The sequence below is a fragment of the Nocardia sp. NPDC049149 genome (assembly GCF_043197455.1).
Lineage (GTDB): Bacteria > Actinomycetota > Actinomycetes > Mycobacteriales > Mycobacteriaceae > Nocardia.
Genome location: NZ_JBICTD010000001.1, coordinates 225,391 through 241,699, shown reverse-complemented (window position 1 = coordinate 241,699; position 16,309 = coordinate 225,391). Strand labels below are relative to the sequence as shown.

At 67.9% G+C, this 16,309-nt stretch carries 17 protein-coding genes; 7 read left to right on the top strand and 10 right to left on the bottom strand.

The genetic code is table 11. The features are described 5' to 3' along the window. Nucleotides 1-117 precede the first annotated feature (117 nt). Together metE and ACGFNJ_RS01235 are read left to right on the top strand one after the other, a co-directional pair. The gene (gene metE / locus ACGFNJ_RS01240; RefSeq protein WP_393442086.1) at nucleotides 118-2,421 is read left to right on the top strand and encodes a 5-methyltetrahydropteroyltriglutamate--homocysteine S-methyltransferase; all 2,304 of its coding nucleotides are present in this window, start codon (nucleotides 118-120) and stop codon (nucleotides 2,419-2,421) included. A 127-nt stretch (nucleotides 2,422-2,548) separates the two neighbouring features. Next, entirely contained in the window at nucleotides 2,549-2,974 is a 426-nt protein-coding gene (locus ACGFNJ_RS01235; RefSeq protein ID WP_393442084.1) for a VOC family protein, read from the top strand. 18 nt (nucleotides 2,975-2,992) lie between these two features. Here the strand turns inward: ACGFNJ_RS01235 and ACGFNJ_RS01230 are convergent, their stop codons facing one another. Both ACGFNJ_RS01230 and ACGFNJ_RS01225 read right to left on the bottom strand, forming a co-directional pair. Continuing rightward, nucleotides 2,993-3,724 (bottom strand): ZIP family metal transporter, encoded by a 732-nt coding sequence (locus tag ACGFNJ_RS01230; RefSeq protein ID WP_393442082.1) that lies wholly within the window; start codon nucleotides 3,722-3,724, stop codon nucleotides 2,993-2,995. 57 nt (nucleotides 3,725-3,781) lie between these two features. Then, nucleotides 3,782-4,339 (bottom strand): TetR/AcrR family transcriptional regulator, encoded by a 558-nt coding sequence (locus ACGFNJ_RS01225; RefSeq protein ID WP_393442080.1) that lies wholly within the window; start codon nucleotides 4,337-4,339, stop codon nucleotides 3,782-3,784. Between the two features lie 96 nt (nucleotides 4,340-4,435). Here ACGFNJ_RS01225 and ACGFNJ_RS01220 point away from each other — a divergent pair, with 96 nt between their 5' ends. After that, a complete protein-coding gene (locus ACGFNJ_RS01220; protein ID WP_393442078.1) occupies nucleotides 4,436-5,761 on the top strand; it encodes a condensation domain-containing protein in 1,326 nt (441 codons plus the stop codon). Here the strand turns inward: ACGFNJ_RS01220 and ACGFNJ_RS01215 are convergent. Continuing rightward, nucleotides 5,706-6,947 carry an AI-2E family transporter gene (locus ACGFNJ_RS01215; RefSeq protein ID WP_393442076.1) on the bottom strand — a complete coding sequence of 414 codons (1,242 nt, stop codon included), beginning with the start codon at nucleotides 6,945-6,947 and terminating at the stop codon, nucleotides 5,706-5,708. The two genes, ACGFNJ_RS01220 and ACGFNJ_RS01215, sit on opposite strands and share 56 nt — an antisense overlap. A gap of 93 nt (nucleotides 6,948-7,040) precedes the next feature. Continuing rightward, the gene (locus ACGFNJ_RS01210) at nucleotides 7,041-8,093 is read right to left on the bottom strand and encodes an NAD(P)-dependent alcohol dehydrogenase (protein WP_393442073.1); all 1,053 of its coding nucleotides are present in this window, start codon (nucleotides 8,091-8,093) and stop codon (nucleotides 7,041-7,043) included. A gap of 165 nt (nucleotides 8,094-8,258) precedes the next feature. On the opposite strand from ACGFNJ_RS01210, the gene ACGFNJ_RS01205 reads away from it, so the two are divergent. Next, on the top strand, nucleotides 8,259-9,347 hold the full coding sequence (locus tag ACGFNJ_RS01205; protein WP_393442071.1) for a S1C family serine protease: 1,089 nt from the start codon (nucleotides 8,259-8,261) through the stop codon (nucleotides 9,345-9,347). Here ACGFNJ_RS01205 and ACGFNJ_RS01200 read toward each other — a convergent pair. Next, nucleotides 9,344-9,910: a vitamin K epoxide reductase family protein gene (locus tag ACGFNJ_RS01200; RefSeq protein WP_393442069.1), complete on the bottom strand. Its 567-nt coding sequence runs from the start codon at nucleotides 9,908-9,910 to the stop codon at nucleotides 9,344-9,346. The genes ACGFNJ_RS01205 and ACGFNJ_RS01200 overlap by 4 nt on opposite strands. Further along, nucleotides 9,907-10,680 carry a thioredoxin domain-containing protein gene (locus ACGFNJ_RS01195; RefSeq protein ID WP_393442067.1) on the bottom strand — a complete coding sequence of 258 codons (774 nt, stop codon included), beginning with the start codon at nucleotides 10,678-10,680 and terminating at the stop codon, nucleotides 9,907-9,909. The genes ACGFNJ_RS01200 and ACGFNJ_RS01195 overlap by 4 nt, the downstream gene beginning before the upstream one ends. 180 nt (nucleotides 10,681-10,860) lie before the next feature. Between ACGFNJ_RS01195 and ACGFNJ_RS01190 the strand changes: the two genes are divergently transcribed. Then, nucleotides 10,861-11,724: an LLM class flavin-dependent oxidoreductase gene (locus ACGFNJ_RS01190; protein WP_393442065.1), complete on the top strand. Its 864-nt coding sequence runs from the start codon at nucleotides 10,861-10,863 to the stop codon at nucleotides 11,722-11,724. A 9-nt stretch (nucleotides 11,725-11,733) separates the two neighbouring features. Here ACGFNJ_RS01190 and ACGFNJ_RS01185 read toward each other — a convergent pair whose 3' ends face one another. From ACGFNJ_RS01185 to ACGFNJ_RS01170, 4 genes are read right to left on the bottom strand one after another with little or no spacing between them, the layout of a single operon-like run. Next, entirely contained in the window at nucleotides 11,734-12,582 is an 849-nt protein-coding gene (locus ACGFNJ_RS01185; protein WP_393442063.1) for a polyphosphate kinase 2 family protein, read from the bottom strand. 54 nt (nucleotides 12,583-12,636) lie between these two features. After that, a complete protein-coding gene (locus ACGFNJ_RS01180; RefSeq protein ID WP_393442061.1) occupies nucleotides 12,637-13,356 on the bottom strand; it encodes an ESX secretion-associated protein EspG in 720 nt (239 codons plus the stop codon). 5 nt (nucleotides 13,357-13,361) lie between these two features. Then, a complete protein-coding gene (locus ACGFNJ_RS01175; RefSeq protein WP_393442058.1) occupies nucleotides 13,362-14,009 on the bottom strand; it encodes a hypothetical protein in 648 nt (215 codons plus the stop codon). Between the two features lie 10 nt (nucleotides 14,010-14,019). Next, complete coding sequence (locus ACGFNJ_RS01170; protein ID WP_069160660.1) at nucleotides 14,020-14,439, bottom strand: hypothetical protein; 420 nt, start codon at nucleotides 14,437-14,439, stop codon at nucleotides 14,020-14,022. A 190-nt stretch (nucleotides 14,440-14,629) separates the two neighbouring features. Here ACGFNJ_RS01170 and ACGFNJ_RS01165 point away from each other — a divergent pair, with 190 nt between their 5' ends. Both ACGFNJ_RS01165 and ACGFNJ_RS01160 read left to right on the top strand, forming a co-directional pair. Further along, on the top strand, nucleotides 14,630-15,019 hold the full coding sequence (locus ACGFNJ_RS01165) for a hypothetical protein (RefSeq protein WP_393442055.1): 390 nt from the start codon (nucleotides 14,630-14,632) through the stop codon (nucleotides 15,017-15,019). 46 nt (nucleotides 15,020-15,065) lie between these two features. Beyond that, nucleotides 15,066-16,301 (top strand): serine hydrolase, encoded by a 1,236-nt coding sequence (locus tag ACGFNJ_RS01160; protein ID WP_393442053.1) that lies wholly within the window; start codon nucleotides 15,066-15,068, stop codon nucleotides 16,299-16,301. Nucleotides 16,302-16,309 lie beyond the last annotated feature (8 nt).

The following is a 16,309-nucleotide window of genomic DNA, read 5'->3' as shown; positions in this document are numbered from 1 at the left end:
GTTCTACCGGTCGCGACCGCGTCGCGGACCGCACCCTCAGCAACCCAGGCGCAAGAGCGTGCGGCGTCCCTCGTTCGTGATGGGCGCCGCGCAGCCATCGAAGGGAGCAGCGCGCTCATGGTGAACGTGACCGACGGCTACGGGTCGAGCATTCTCGGCTACCCGCGGATCGGACCGCATCGAGAACTCAAGCGAGCGCTCGAGGCCTATTGGCGCGGTGCGATCCCGCGCGAGGCACTGCTCGCGGTGGGCCGTGACATTCAGGAACGGCAGTTCAACGAACTCGCCGCCACCGGGTTGACCCAGGTCCCCGGCAACACTTTTTCGTTCTACGACCACGTACTCGACAACGCGCTGTTGTTCGGCGCGGTGCCGAAGCGGTTCCAGTCGTATCGGGACGAGCTGGATCCGCTCGACCTGTATTTCTTGATGGCGCGCGGCAGGCCGGATCTGCCGCCGCTGGAATTGGTGCGGTTCTTCGGCACGAATTACCACTACCGGCAGCCGGAATTGGCGGCCGACACCGCATTTTCGTTGCACCCCGATGCGCTGCTCGACGAATTCGACCGGGCCAACGCGCGGGGCATCGAGTTGCGGCCGGTGGTGCTCGGCCCGCTGTCGCTGTTGCTGTTGTCCAAGGCGGGGCAGGTCCCCGGCGAGGATCAGTTCGACACGTTGCAGCTGCTGGACAAGCTGCTCCCGGTGTACGAGGAACTGTTCGAGATCCTCGCCAAGCGTGGCTCGACGTGCGTGCAGCTGGACGAGCCCGCGTTCACCAGCGAGCGCACGCCCGCGGAGCTCGCCGCGTTCGAGGCCGCCTATCACCGACTATCGAAGGCGCCGTTGCGTCCGCGCATGCTCGTCACCGGGCAGTACGGCGATTTCGGTGAGGCGCTGCGGATCCTGGCGGGCACCAATGTGGAGGCCATCGGCCTCGACCTGGCCAGCTACCGCATTCGGCCGGAGGAGCTCGCGGAGATCCCCGGCATTCGCCGGAAGCGCTTGTACGCCGGTGTGATCAGCGGTCGCAATGTGTGGCGGGCCGATCGGTACGTGACGCTCGAGTACCTGAACCAGCTGGCGCAGGTGTGCCCGGATCTGGTGGTGTCGACAGGAACGACGCTGCTGCACGTGCCGTACGACACGCTCATCGAATACGACATCCTCGGTAATGTCGCCGACCGGCTCGCCTTCGCGAAACAGAAGGTGGGCGAGGTGGTTTCGCTTGCGAAGGCGCTCACCGACGGGCCGTCGGAGAGCTGGCGCAAGCGGCCGACCGAGGTGCATTTCAAGCAGAAGCACGCAGTGCGGCAACGGGTTTACGCCGTCACGCCGGAGATGCGGTCGCGGGAACCCTACGAGGTGCGTCGGGAAGCGCAGCAGGCCAGGCTGAATCTGCCGCCGGTGCCTGCGACGACGCTCGGTTCGTTCCCGCAGACCACCAAGATTCGGCAGGCGCGCCACGATCTCGGCCAGGGCAGGTTGTCCTACGACGACTACCGCAAGCGGATCGAAGCCGAGATCGAGGCGACGATCCGGCTGCAGGAGGACATCGGGCTCGACGTGCTCGTGCACGGCGAGCACGAGCGCAACGACATGATCCAGTATTTCGCCGAGCTGCTCGACGGCTTCGCGACCACCCGTTTCGGCTGGGTGCAGGTGTACGGATCCCGTTGTGTGCGACCGCCGATCATCTACGGCGACGTGTCGCGGCCCGAGCCGATGTCGGTGGAGTGGCTCAGCTACGCCCAGTCGCTGACCGAGAAGCCGGTGAAGGGCATGGTCACCGGGCCGGTCACCATGATCGCGCGTTCGTTCGTGCGGCAGGACCAGCCGCTGCACGAGACCGCGGACCAGGTGGCGTTGGCGATCCGGGACGAGCTGGCGGATCTGGAGAAGGCGGGCATCGCGATCATTCAGGTCGACGAGCCCGCGATCCGGGAGATGCTGCCGTTGCGGCCGGAGGGCAGGGCGGAGTATCTGCGCTGGGCGGTCGGCGCGTTCCGGCTGGCCACCTCCGGCGTCAAGCCGGACACCCAGATCCACACGCACATCGGCTATTCCGGCCGCGCCGAGGTGGTCGAGGCGATCGAGGAACTCGATGCCGACGTCACCGCGATCGTCGCGACCCGCTCGATCGAGTGGGTGCTCACCGCGCTCAAGGGCGACAGCGCGACCGGGCACGGCCTGAGCCACGGCGTCGGTCCCGGCGTGTACGAGAGCCGGTCGGCCCGGATCCCCGACATCGACGAGCTGGACGAATTGCTCACCGCCGCAGCGGAAGCCATCACGCCGGAACGCCTGTGGGCGAACCCGGACGGTGGGTTGAAGACCAGGCACTACTGGCAGCTGGAGCCGTCGCTGCGCAACCTCGTTGCGGCGGCGCGACGGGTGCGCAGGCGGGCGCTCGAGTCCGAGTAGCGCTGCGCTGAACGATGAATGACGTCGGCCGCCCCTGATCTCCAGGGGCGGCCTTCGTGTTCGGCCGTCGCGGCCCTGGAACGTCCACCGGGGAATTTCGGCGCGGTCGGTGGGCATTGTTCGAACCATGGGAGCAGAGAACGACGCGTGGCCCGACTCGTTGCCGGTCGCGCAGGTCCGCATCGCCAGGCAGACGGACCAGCTCGACGAGGTGGTGCGGTTCTATGTCGAGGGGCTCGGGCTGCGTGAGCTCTTGCGGTTCGGGAAGCACGAGGGATATGACGGCGTGCTGCTCGGGCTGCCGGGAACTGGCTATCACTTGGAGTTCATCACGCATGAGGACGGCAGTCCTGGGGCCGCACCGACCGCGGAAAACCTGCTGGTGCTGTACTTCACGAGTGCGACTCAGGTGGCCGAGGTCGCTGAGCGGCTGACGGCATTCGGTGTCGATCCGGTCGAGGCGGCGAATCCGTACTGGACTCGCAACGGCGCCTTGACCTTTCCTGATCCGGACGGCTGGCGGGTCGTGCTGATGCCGCGGACGATCTTCTGATCATTCAGTGCCGCAACCTCAGTGGTTCAATGCGGCGACGATGAGCATGAGGCCTGCGCCGAGCACCGTGCAGGCCAGGGTGAGCCGGGACGGGTGCACGGCGTGCGCCTCGGGCAGGATGTCGGCGGTCGCGAGGTAGAGCAGGAAGCCCGCGAAGTAACCGAGGTAGAGGCCGACCGCCCCGTCCGGGACCTGGATGAGCGTGCCGATCACCGCGCCGACCACCGGGGCGAGCGCGTCGAGCCCGAGCAGGATCAGCGCCCGCTTGCGGGCGTTGCCGTAGAGCGTCGAGATCGTGAACGTGTTGAAGCCGTCGGCGAAGTCGTGCGAGATCACCGCGATGGCGACGGCGGCGCCGACGGTGGCGCCCGCCTGGAAGCCGAGTCCGATGCCGAGGCCGTCGAGCAGGCTGTGAAAGATCAGCCCGGCCGCGGCGAGCAGCCCGACCGATTCGAAACCATGGGTGTGCGTGCCGAATTCGTGTTCGTGGCCGGTGTGGATGGCGACCGCGCGTTCGATCACGTGGATGGTGAGGAAGCCGACGACCGCGGCGATCAGCGCGGCGGGCACGCCGAGCACCGACTGGCCGGACTGCTCCAGCGCCTCGGGCAGTAGATCGAAGAAGACCACCCCGAGCATCACGCCTGCGGCGAGGCCGAGCACCAGGTGTTTGCGGTCGCCGATGCGCACCGCGACGAGCCCACCCACCAGCGTGGAGCACATCGAAACCAGCGCCAGCAGAATCGCCATCGGTCCAGCATGGGTGATCGGTCCTGGCGTCGACGGTAACTCGGGTCGGCGAGTTGATCACTCGGGGCCGGTACGCTCCGCCAGTGCGCGCAGGCCCGCCACGATGGTGTCGGCCGTCGGTGCGTGGTCCGGGTCGATCAACCACTGGAGCAGCAGCCCGCCGATCATGGTCTGCAGCACGGCGCCGACGGCGGGATCGCCCGGTTCGTCGCCGAACAGGTGGGAAAGTCCCGCGCGCGCACGGCCCTGGGCCGCGCCGAGTTCGGTGCGGATGTCGGGGGCATGCAGCGCTTGCACGAGGCTTTCCGCGTTGGCCGACCAGAGCGCGGTGTCCGTGGTGAACGAGTCGGTGAGCCGCTGCAGGAAGGCGCGCAGCCGCTCGGCCGGATCGTCGGGGTGCTCGACGGGCAGCGAGTCCAGGATCTGTTGCACCGCAGTCGAGCTCGATTCCAGCATGGCCTGGTAGAGCAGCTTGTCGCGGGTGCCGAAGTGGTAGTTGATCGCCGCGAGGTTGGTGCCGGAGGCGGACACGATGTCGCGCACGGTGGTGCGCGCGTAGCCGCGTTCGGCAAGGCACAGCTTGGCCGCGGCGAGGAGGTCGTCTCGGGTTCCCACCTTCGCACCTTATCAGTCGGGCATACGCCCGTTTGTGACGGACGTTTCATACATACGTTTCTGACAGTTGTTTGAAACATCTGTATGTTGAGGGGCATGACCACGCAACGCCCTCTTTCCCCGTTCGAACGCACCTACTTCGGTACCGACACCAAGCTCGGCAGCGTCCCCACCGGCAGCATGCCGCTGTATCTCGGCTCCACCGTGCACGGCACCCTCGACGTCCAGATCCTGCGCCGGGTGCTCGACGAGCTCGCCGCCGCGCATCCGCTGTTGCGCAGCCGGGTGGTCACCGCTGCCGACGGCACGCAGCACTTCCACCGCGACGACGAGTTCCGGCCACGCCTGGACGTCACCGACGGCGACGAGGCCGCCTACCTGAATCTCGTGAACGGGCCGAGGGATTGGACCGACGGGCTCTTTCGCGCGCACCTGCTGCGCGACGGCGAACGCGATCGCCTCGTGCTGGTGATCCATCACGGAATCTCCGACGGCAGATCCGGTTTCGCGCTGCTCGGTCAGCTGTGGCAGCGCTACACCGCGTATGCCACCGGAAGCCAACTACCGCAAGATGATTCGGATCCGAATGCTCCCGAAGCGATGGATACCCGACTCGCGGAGGTTATTTCGAGCACGGACGTCGACGAGTTCCTGGAGTTCGTCCGCGCAGGCGCCGCGATGATGGGGCCGGAGGCAGCGCCACGCACGTTGCCACACGACGGCGACGGTGTCGGCAACGACCCGCTCGGCCGGTTCGCGGTGCAGCGCATCGAGTTGGACACCAGGGAAACCGACGCGCTGGTCACCACCTCGCGTGCGCACGGCATGTCGGTCAACAGCCTGCTCACCGGTGCCGCGCTGGTCGCGTTCCGCACCCAGCTCGCGCCCGAAGCAGGACCGCTGCCGATGCTCTGCGGCCACGCCGTCGACGTGCGCGGCGAGCTGACGCCGCCGTTGCCCGCGAGCACGATGGTGAACTGCGCGTCCGGTGTCGGCACGCCGATGCTGGTCGATCCGGAGCGCAGCCCGCTCGACCTCGGCCGGGTGGTCACCGCGGCCATGCAGGACGCGCGGGATCGGCAGGAAGCGGGCCGATTCCTGCTTGCCGCCCAGCGCGCACACGACCCGGGGACGGCGGCCTTGTTCGCTGCCGCGCCCACCTTTGCCATCTCCAATATCGGTCGCCTGCCCGCGCATTCGATGCCGCAGGGGCTGCGCCACGTCCGCGACGACATCTATGCGATGGGCCCCGGCATGCCGCCGAAGCTCACCATTTTCACCGTCGGCGATCGGCTCACCGTCCAGGTCGAGTACGACACCGCGTACTACAGCCGCACGACCATGGGCACGATCGCGCTTGCCCTGCTCACCCAGCTTCGCCGCTACGCGACGACCCGCCCTTCGCCTGCTCGGTCCCGGTGAACCGAATGGTCAACTGGCGGGCCCACTTTCGATGCGGCTTCGGCGGCGCCGGTGGCAGCGGCGCCGCCGGGTCGTGCACCTCGTAGCGCCGGATGTAGGCCCCGGCGAAGGCCTGCACGGTCGCGGTGACCGGAATGGCGAGCAGGGCGCCGGTCGCACCGAGTAGCGCGGCGCCCGCCAGCACCGCGCCGAAGGCGACGGCCGGGTGCATGTCCAGGGTGGTCGCGGTGATTCTCGGTTGCAGCACATAGTTTTCGAACTGCTGGTACAGCACGATGAAGCCGAGGATCCACAGCGCGTCGGAGGGGCTGTGCACCAGCGCGACGATGATCGGCAGCGCACCGGCCAGGTAGGTGCCGACGGTCGGAATGAACTGCGAGACAACGCCGACCCAGAGCGCGAGTGCGAACGCCGACGGCACATCGAGCACGCGCAGCGCCACATAGTGCGCGATGGTCGATGCGAGGGCGAGCAATCCGCGCGAGTAGATGTAGCCGCCGGTCTTCTCCACCGCGATGTCCCAGGCGCGCAACACATGTCGCTGCTTGCGCGGCGGCAGCAGCGAGCACACGGCGTTGCGGAAGCGCGGGCCGTCGGCGGCGAAGTAGTAGGTGAACAGCAGGACGCCGAGGGACTGGAAGACCACGCCGACCGTTCGGGTACCGATGTCCCAGGCGTTGCCTGCGGCGCCTTCGAGGTACTTGCTCCAGTTGCTGGTGTATTTCTCGAGATCGGTCCCGGACAGGTTCGTCTTGAAGGTGCGATTGATCCAGTCGATACCTTGATCGGCATATTGCGGGGCGTTGTTGACCAGGGTGGTGACCTGATCGACGAGCAACGAGCCGAGCGTCCAGAAGAAGGCGACGACGACCGCGATCACCACGAGAAAGACCACCCCGGTGGCGAGCCCGCGTTTCATCCCGCGCCGCGCGAGCCAGTTCACCGCGGGTTCGATGGCGAACGCGAGGAACAGCGAGACCAGCAGAATGGTGAGCAGGCCCTGCAGCCGGGTCAGCGCCCAGAAGCCCGCGAACAGCCCGGCCACCGTGGCCGCGGCGAGCAGAAAGGCCCGCAACAGCCACGGCGGCGGGGCGGTGGTCATCTCCGCGGTGAGCACGGCGTCGCCGACGGGTGCCGCCTGCACGTCGGTGGGCCGTGTCGCGTTGTCGTCTTCATCCGAGGCCACCTCGTCAACGTACCCACATTGTCGCGTCGCACCGCGTATTCGGGTGTCGTGCTTGCCCGGCGAAATCGGCTGGCCCGCAGCCGAGATCCCGAGTCAGATCGTGGAGACGTCGATGACGAAGCGGTAGCGGACGTCGCTGGCGACCACACGGTCGTAGGCGCCGTCGATCTCGTCAGCGGAGATCACCTCGATCTCCGCGCCGATGCCGTGTTCGGCGCAGAAGTTCAGCATCTCCTGGGTCTGGGCGATGCCGCCGATCATCGAGCCGGCCAGCGAACGCCGGTATCCGGCGATGGTGAACGGTTTGATGCTCATCGGCTGCTCGGGCAGACCGAGGATCACCAGGGTGCCGTCCAGATTCAGCAGCCGCAGGTAGCTGTCGATCGGCAGGTCCGCCGAGACGGTGTTGAGGATCAGGTCGAACGAGCCGCGCAGGTCGCGGAAGGTCTGCTTGTCGCTGGTCGCGTAGTAGTGACTCGCGCCGAACATCTTGCCGTCTTCCTGCTTGCTCAGCGAGTGGCTGAGCACGGTGACCTCGGCGCCGAGCGCCGCGGCGATCTTCACCCCGACATGCCCGAGCCCGCCCATGCCGATGATCGCGACCTTCTTGCCCGGCCCCGCGTTCCAGTGCCGCAGCGGCGAGAACAGCGTGACGCCGGCGCACAGCAGCGGCGCGGCCACGTCGAGCCCGATGCCCTCGGGGATGCCGACGACGAAGTCCTCCGTCACCACGATCTGCGTCGAGTAGCCGCCCATCGTGTACCCATCGGTTTGGACCGACGGGTCGACGGGCGTGTTGTAGGTCATCGTCGCGCCCTTGGTGCAGTACTGCTCCTCGTCGGCCAGGCACGGCCCGCACACGCCGCACGAATTGACCATGCAGCCGACCCCGACCCGATCGCCGACCTGGTACTTGGTCACCGCCGAGCCGACCGCGGCGACCAGGCCCGCGATCTCGTGGCCTGGCACCACCGGATACCTGGTGCCGCCCCACTCGTCGCGGGCGGTGTGGATATCGGAGTGGCAGATCCCCGCGTACTTGATGTCGATGAGCACATCCTGCGGGCCGAGCTCCCTGCGCTCGATGGTCACCTTCTCGAACGTGCCGTCCGGGGCGGCTAGGGCATACGCGGCAGCTGGTGTCATGAATACATGCCTACCTCTGTATGGCACAACTTGGCAAGAATGACTCAAAAGGGCTGCGGTCATCGCGGCGTATCCGCAGCCTACGCCCTGATCCAGTCGGTTTTCGATCTACGGTGAAGATCTCCGGCCACAATCGAATTCGCAGGCTGTACCGAGGCGGAGAGCATGACTGACGAACGGTCCGGGGGGCGCGCGCTGGCGATGATCGTCGCGGCGCTGCTAGCAGTGGCCGGATTCCTCGGCTACCGGGGCGAATTGCCGGGTTGGCCGCTCGGGTCCGGCGACAACGCGGCCCCGATCTTCGCGCCTGCCCCGCCGCCGCTGGATCCGATCGCCGTCGCGGCCGTCATCGACCCGGCCATGGTGGACATCAGCGCCTCGACCAAGCCGTTCGGCCTCGGCGCCGCAGGCTCCGGCATCGTGCTCACCGCGGACGGGCAGGTGCTGACCAGCCACCACGTGGTCAAGGGCGCGGACACGGTGACCGTCACCGATGTCGGCAACGGGCGCGACTACGACGCCGTCGTGCTCGGCTACGACGCCAGCATCGATATCGCGCTGCTCGCGCTGACCGGCGCGGCCGAGTTGGCCACCGCACGGATCGGCAGCTCGGCCGATGTCCGGGTGCGCGACGAGGTGATGGCGATCGGCAACGCGGGCGGGGTCGGCGGCACGCCGACCGGGATCCAGGGCACCATCACCGATCTGGACAGCACCATCGTCGCGCTCAATTCCGCCGACCTGTCCCGTAAACCGCTCACCGGCATGCTCGAGGTGGCCGCGGCGGTCACCTCCGGCCAATCCGGCGGCGCGCTCGCCGATCGGACCGGCGCGGTGATCGGTGTCATCGCCGCGGCATCGGGTGATCCGGCGCGCTCGGCGGGCAGGCCGCCGAACGGCTATGCGGTGCCGATCGACGCCGCGATGCGGGTGGTCGAGCAGATCCGCGCGGGCACGCCGACCGACACCGTGCACATCGGGCCTACCGCGACGCTCGGTGTGCTGACCTCCGACGCGAAAACCGGTGGGGCACGGATTGATCTGGCGATCTACGGGCTGCCCGCCTATGCCGCCGGGCTCACCAGTGGCGAGGTGATCACCTCGGTGGATGGCCGCTCGATCACCTCGGCGCGGGCGTTGCACGCCGCGATCAACGTGCACAAGCCCGCCGACACGATTCAACTCGATGTCGTCGACACCGCCGGTGCCCGCCGCACGGTGACGATCGTGCTCGTGGCGGGCACGCCGAACTAGAACAGCGAGAGCCAGTAATCCTGGAAGCGCAGGAAGATCAGCAGCAGCACCACCGCGTAGAACAGCGCGACCAGCGTCCACCGCCACTCCGCGAGCACCCGGAGCGGGCCGGGTGCGTTGCCCCAGAGCTGATTGGTGATCACCGCGAACAGTGGTGCCATGATCGCCCACACCACCATGCAGTACGGGCACAGCGCGTTGATCCGGTAGAGGCTCTGGAAGATCAGCCAGCCGATGAACCCGAGGCCTGCGACGGTGCCGAGCCACAGCCCGCCCCAGATCCAGCGCGGGAACCCCACCCCGGCCACCGAAAGCACGCCGAGCGTGACCACAACGGAGAAGCCGACGATGCCGATCAGCGGGTTCGGGAACCCGAAGACCGCGGCCTGCTTGGTCACCATCACCGAGCCACAGGACAGGATCGGGTTGATGCTGCACGACGGGGTGTAGCCGGGGTCGGTGAACAGCTTGAACCGTTCGACGGTCAGCGCCACCGCGGCCAACCAGCCGAGCAGGCCGCCGAGGAGCAATACCCAGGCGGTCCGGGGCGGGGCGATGCTCACTGGGCCGCAGCGGCGGCGATCGCGGGAGCGATCGCGCCTTGCCCGAACACCTCCTGGCTCGTCAGCGCCTTACCGTTGACGAACACCGACGGCGTCGACTGGATGCCGCTCTTCAGCACCTCGTCGGTGTGGGACTGGATGTACTTGTCGTACTTCACGTCCGTGATGCAGCCGGCCACCGAGTCCGGGTAGCCCGCTTCCTTCGCGATCTGGACCAGCTTGTCGTTCGGCAGGCCTGCGCCGCCCTCGGCGGGCTGCTGCGCGAACATCCTGGCCACCCAGGCCTGGTACTTGCTCGGATCCGCTTCGGCGACGCAGTAGGACGCGTTCGCCGCGCGCGTCGAGTAGCGCGTGGTCGAGGCCTTGTCCAGGAACGCGATCACGTCGTATTCGACCGCGGCCGTTCCGTTCTTCACCACGTCGTCGAGGACCTGGGCGTTGGCGGCCTCGAAGCCCTTGCACGCGGGGCACTGCAGGTCGGCGACGACCCGGACGGTGACCTTCGCACCCGCCTTGCCGATGCGGATCGCGCCCTTGTCGGTGATGGTGCCGGTGATGCCATCGGGGCTCGTGTTCGCGGCCGCCGGGATCGACGGGGTCGGACCCGGGTCGTCCCGCTTGGCCTTCTTGGCCGCGATGCCGATGCCGATGCCCGCGACGAGTGCGATCAAGACGGCGGCGACGGCCACCTGGATCAGGATCTTGCGGTTGCGTTCGGCCTTGTTCGCCGCCAGCAGCGGGTTCTTCTTCCCACCCGGGTTCTTGCTCACCGTGCGTTCACCACGCCTTTCGCTCGACTAGCCGGTACCTGCCGCCACGATCGTAGAGCCGTAAACCCGACTCCGCGTGGTCGGGCCACGGCCATATCATCACGGGTGAACCTGAGAGATTCCGAAATTTCGGGCGCGACCCCGGTCATGGTTGTCGGACCGTCCGGGTAGGAATGGCCGATGACTGTTCTCGGTGCTGTTTTTCGTCCACAGAATCCCCCGGAGCGGCTGCATGCGGTGGCCCGTGTCGCCGACGCGGCCGGACTCGAACAGCTGTGGTTGTGGGAGGACTGTTTCCTGGAGAGCGGGATCGCCAGCGCCGCAGCGGCATTGGCGTGGACCGAGCGGGTGCAGGTCGGCATCGGGCTGCTCCCGGTGCCGCTGCGCAATGTGGCGCTCACCGCGATGGAGGCGGCAACGCTGCACCGGCTGTTCCCGGATCGGGTGCTGCTCGGTGTCGGTCACGGCGTGCAGGACTGGATGGGGCAGGTCGGTGCGCGGGTCGACTCGCCGGTCACGCTGCTCGGCGAGTATCTGACCGCGCTGCGTGCGCTGCTCGCCGGCGAACGGGTCAGCACCGAGGGACGCTATGTGCGGCTGGACGAGGTGGCGCTGGACTGGCCGCCGCTCGCGCCCGCGAAAATCTACGCCGGTGCGCAGGGGCCGCGCTCGATTCGGCTGTGTGGCTCGCACGCGGACGGGACGCTGCTGGATTCGATCGTGGACGCGGACGGTGTGCGGGCCGCCAAGGTCTTGATCGACGAGGGACGGGCCGCGGCCGGGCGCACCGACGAGCACGTCGTCGTCGCGAATCTGCTTGCCGTCACCGGTCAGAACGCGCAGGCGCGGCTTGCCGCGGCACGGACGCCGAAGCACGCGCCGGGCGCAGGCGTGGCCGGCGACGCGAAAGATGTTGCCGCCGCGGTGATCCGGCTTGCCGAGGCGGGCGCGCACACTGTGGTGGTGCTGCCGACCGCCGACGAGCCGGATCCCGAAGGGTTCGTGCGCTTCATCGCCGAGGAGGTGCGGCCGCTGGTTCCGTAGCGGCGCCGCTCAGGCTTCGAGGAGGCGCTTCTTCTGCTCGTCGACGTCGAATTTCGCTGGGGGCCACTCGAGATCGAGCTTTTCCAGCGCGTCGATGAGCAGCTCGGTGATCGCGAGCCGCGAGTACCACTTGCGATCGGCCGGGATGACATGCCACGGGGCGTACTCGGTGGACGTGCGCTCCAGCATGGCCTGGTAGGCCTCTTGATAGTCGGGCCAGTACCCGCGCTCGTCGATGTCAGCCGGATTGAACTTCCAATATTTGTCCGGCCGCTCCAGCCGCTCGAGCAACCGCTTCTTCTGTTCGTCGAGCGAGACGAACATGGCCACCTTCACCACCGTGGTGCCCTCGTCGACGAGTTCCTTTTCGAAGGCGTTGATCTCGTCGTAGCGTGGCTCCCACTCCTCTTCGGGCACCAGGTTGTGCACCCGGACCACCAGCACGTCCTCGTAGTGGGAGCGGTCGAAGACCCCGAGCTGGCCGCCGCGGGGCAGCGCCTTACGGATTCGCCACAGGTAGTGGTGCCGCTTCTCCTCCTCGGTCGGCACCCCGAAGGCGGCGTGGTCGACGCCCTGCGGGTCGACCGAGCCGATGACGTGCCGGACGATGCCGCCCTTGCCCGCCGTGTCCATGCCCTGCAGCACCAGCAGCACGCTGCGCAGATCGCCGGAGCGGCCGTTCGCGTAGAGCCGCTCCTGCAGCGCGGACAGCACCTCGGTGCGCTCGGCAAGTAGCTCCTGGCCTGCGTTCTTGTCGCCCTTGAACCCCGGAGTTCCGGAGGTGTCCAGGTCAGCGATCCGCAATCCATCGGCTTTGAGCGCCTCGGTAGCAGGGACAGACCAGCCCTTTTTCGCCATGCAATACAGCTAACCACGCGCGCACGGCAGATCCGTTCAACAACATCGAGGCTGTCAGCGGATGTGTGCGAGACCGATCAGTTGCGCGGCGAAGTCGTCGTCGGAGACGGGGGTGAGGATGAGGTCCTGCGAGGTGGTCAGCAGGTAGCGGCCGTCGCCGGTGAAGTCGAGCCAGGTGCGGTGCCTGGTCGGCGGTGACATCGGGTTGTCCGGTTCCACGGTGACGGTGAGGAAGCCGCGGCCGTCCACCGGTTTTCGCAGGGTCTGGCGGAAGCGGGCGGCGCCGCGATGTCCGTTGGTGACGAACGGTTCGGTGCGATCCGGGCTCAGCACCGCGTCCTGTGGTTCGCGCATCGTGCCGAGCCTGCCCGCCTGCGCGGAGCCGATGACCTGCACCAGCCGCTCGCCGACCTGGCGGGCGTGGCACATCAGCACCGTCACCTTGTCCGGGGTGGCGACCAGGATGCCCGCGTGATTGTGCACCACCGCGGCGTAGGCGAGGATGCGTTCGGTGTCGCCGCTGGTTCCGTTGCGCGGCGGCGCGCTGCGCTCGCCGGACAGGGTGATGGTGGTGGCGTCGGAGCGGCCGCACAGCATCAGTGCGGCGGCCAGGTCCGGATCGGCCTGGCGGGCGAAGCGTTGCGGCAAACGCAGTGCGGCGTATTCGGATTCGGTGCGCACGGTGGCCGCTGGCACCATGTTCACCGGGTAGGGCCTGCGATCGAGGCTGGTTTCGTTTTCCCAGACATGCGAGAACTCGTCCGGTGTCAGCACCCACTTCACTGTGTGCCGCCCCCGTTGCCCGCGGGTGGCAGCTGAGTGACTCCATCCGCGGAGGGGACGAAGCTCGGCACCCGGTCGCCGGAGGCGGGCATGGTGGGGGTGTAGACGTAGGTCATGGTGTCTCGCACGTCGGCTTCGACCGCGGCCGCCGCGCTGTCGTGCTCCATCCGGCGCTTGCCACCGTATACCGCCTCTGCGGCAGCGTCTTCGAGTGGACGGTACGGCTCGATAGGTGGGATGGCTCCCCGGATAGTCTGCGCGGCATCGCAATTCAACTCCATCAGGCGCGCGACCGCGCGGCATACATCGTGTGCTTCCGCACCGGACGAGGCGAACTCTCTGGTGGCACGCGTCGCGGCATCGGCGGTGCGGCCCGACCAGCGGGCGAATTCCCGGTTGGCGGCATCGGAAAAGGCTTGGAACGCTTCGGCGACCGCGCTCGCGTTCGCCTGCCATGCGGCGGCGACGTGGCCGAGTGCGGCCGGATCGAGCACCTCGTGGACCAGCTCCCAGATCTCCTGGTGACTGTAGGAGCCGAAGCGTTCCCGATCCGGCGCGTACGCGGGATCGGTTGCGCCGGTGCGCAGTCCGGCCAGCTCCCGGCGGATGCTGTCGGCCGCCGCCCTGGCCGCGGAGTCTGCCATCGCCGGTGCCTCAGCCGTCGCTGTCCGGCGCGACCCTGGCAGGCACGGACAGGTGCTCGGCGACGAGGTCGATGGCCGCCTTGTGCGCGGCCTCGGCGTCGGCAAAGCGTTTGCCCGCAGCCAGATACGCGGCTTTGAACAGCAGCGCGGTTTCCTGGAAGGCCGCGAGGGTGTCGAGGTACTGTCTGCCCTTGTCGCTGAATCCGCGGGTAAGGCCTTGTCCGGTAGGAAGATTCGGGAAGCCGGTCACGTCGGTCACCAGATGTCCGGTGGCCATGGCGTTGTGCAGGTCCTCGACCAGCTTGTCGCAGGCGGCCGCGAGGTTGTCGGCCACATCGGCGGCCAATTCGAAAGGCGTGCCCCCACCCTCGCCGATCGCCGCCGCGTACAGCAGTCGTGCGGTGCCCTGCCCGGTGTCCGGTACCGCCATCTGGGAAACCCCCTCTGTTCGGTCCACTCCCGTGCCGCAGCATTCGGATGCGCACTCTACCGGGCGGTAACGGATACTGTGCGCCGCTTGACGACGCGGGCACCCTGTGATGTGGGGCACGATCGCGCCGCTGGCCACCGCGCTGAAAAGCGCTGGGGGCGCTGGCAACCGACGCGGGCAGAATGGTGGCGTGACATTGCCTGCGCAGACCACAGTGTTGTCGATCGGATTGCATCCGAGCACCATCGACTACAGCAAGATTCCCGATCTCGACCTCGCGACGATGACCGCGCGAATCGAAGCGGGCAATGCCGCGTTGCGTGCCGCTGGGCTCGACGTGGTGACCTGTCTGGTGCCGACCGATCCCGACGCGGCCGACGCGGCGGTGCGCGCACAGTTGGCCGAGCAGACGTTCGGGCTGGCGATGATCGGTGGCGGGGTCCGGATGATGCCGGAGCACACCCTGCTGTTCGAGCGGCTGATCAACACCATCGCGGAGCTGTCGCCGGGGATTCGCTACGCGTTCAACAGCTCGCCGGAAACCACGATCGACGCGATCCGGCGGTGGGTCGCCGCCTGACCGCTCGTCGAGCCTGCCGCGGGCTGCTGCTCGTTATGCTGGCCTGGTGAGCGCACTACCTGCAACATTGGTGACGGTCGCCGAGGATTTGGGCTCGGTGACGACGGTGGGGCGCGAGGACGAGGCGGCCGCCGCCGGATTGACCGCGGGGGACGTCGAGGCGCTGTGGGAGTCGGTGCTCGCCTGGTATCGGCTGGGGACCAGCCCCGCCATTCAAGTGTGTCTGCGGCGCAACGGGAAGATCGTGCTGAACCGGAGCATCGGGCATGGCTGGGGGAATGCGCCGGGGGACGCGCCGGACGCCGAGCGGGTGCTCGCTACGCCGGAAACCCCGTTCTGTGGGTTCTCCACGGCGAAAGGCGTTGCCGCGACGCTGATGTTCATGCTCATCGAGCAGGGCGCGTTCGGTCTCGACGATCCGGTGTGCACCTACATTCCGGAGTTCGCGGCACACGGCAAGGACGCGATCACGATCGGCCACGTGCTGTCGCATTCCGCGGGGGTGCCGTTCATGACGCCGCCGTATCGGGGCTTCGACGTGACGGTCGACGAGGAATTGGCGGTGCGCGCGTTGGCCGAACTACGGCCGAGCTGGCCGCCAGGTCGATTCCGGATCTACCACGCGTTGACCAGCGGGCTGATCCAACGGCTGCTGGTGCAGCGGGCGACCGGAAAACCGATGCGCGACCACCTGTCCGAGCAGGTGCTCGAGCCGCTGGGGTTCCGCTGGACCAACTTCGGTGTGCGCCCCGAGGACGTGGACAAGGTGGTGGCCGGGGTGAAGACCGGGCCTGGTCCGTCTCGGGTGTCGAAGTTTTTGGCGCGCAAGGCACTTGGCGGCGGCATGGGTGGCGCGGTGTCGCCGGACAAGACCCGGGCCTTCCTCGCCGCCGAACTGCCGTCGGGCAACCTCGTGACAACGGCCTACGAACTGTCCCGGTTCTACGAGATCCTCACGCGCGGTGGCGAACTCGACGGGGTGCGGATCATGCGGACGAGCACGCTGCATGACGCAGTGCAACCGGCGAACCGGATCCCCGGCTTGGCGGGGCGGGTGAGCCGGGCCGGCTTCGAACTCGGCGGCCGCAGGTCGAAGTTCGGCAGCAACACGCAGTCGCATTTCGGCCGCAGCGGCTTGACCACCCAGTACGGCTGGTCCGATCAGGCGCGCGGCCTCGCGGGCGCGATCCTGACCAGCGGCAAGGCGACCACTGATACGGAACGCCCTTGGCGCCTGGTCGCTCAGATCTCGGCAACCGTCGACCGCGCGGACGCGCGCTGACCGATTCA

Excerpts from the sequence above, each read along its gene's own strand:
- metE (WP_393442086.1), top strand. The coding sequence starts at position 118 with ATGGTGAACGTGACCGACGGCTACGGGTCGAGCATTCTCGGCTACCCG.
- ACGFNJ_RS01235 (WP_393442084.1), top strand. The coding sequence starts at position 2,549 with ATGGGAGCAGAGAACGACGCGTGGCCCGACTCGTTGCCGGTCGCGCAG.
- ACGFNJ_RS01230 (WP_393442082.1), bottom strand. The coding sequence starts at position 3,724 with ATGGCGATTCTGCTGGCGCTGGTTTCGATGTGCTCCACGCTGGTGGGT.
- ACGFNJ_RS01220 (WP_393442078.1), top strand. The coding sequence starts at position 4,436 with ATGACCACGCAACGCCCTCTTTCCCCGTTCGAACGCACCTACTTCGGT.
- ACGFNJ_RS01210 (WP_393442073.1), bottom strand. The coding sequence starts at position 8,093 with ATGACACCAGCTGCCGCGTATGCCCTAGCCGCCCCGGACGGCACGTTC.
- ACGFNJ_RS01205 (WP_393442071.1), top strand. The coding sequence starts at position 8,259 with ATGACTGACGAACGGTCCGGGGGGCGCGCGCTGGCGATGATCGTCGCG.
- ACGFNJ_RS01190 (WP_393442065.1), top strand. The coding sequence starts at position 10,861 with ATGACTGTTCTCGGTGCTGTTTTTCGTCCACAGAATCCCCCGGAGCGG.
- ACGFNJ_RS01185 (WP_393442063.1), bottom strand. The coding sequence starts at position 12,582 with ATGGCGAAAAAGGGCTGGTCTGTCCCTGCTACCGAGGCGCTCAAAGCC.
- ACGFNJ_RS01175 (WP_393442058.1), bottom strand. The coding sequence starts at position 14,009 with ATGGCAGACTCCGCGGCCAGGGCGGCGGCCGACAGCATCCGCCGGGAG.
- ACGFNJ_RS01170 (WP_069160660.1), bottom strand. The coding sequence starts at position 14,439 with ATGGCGGTACCGGACACCGGGCAGGGCACCGCACGACTGCTGTACGCG.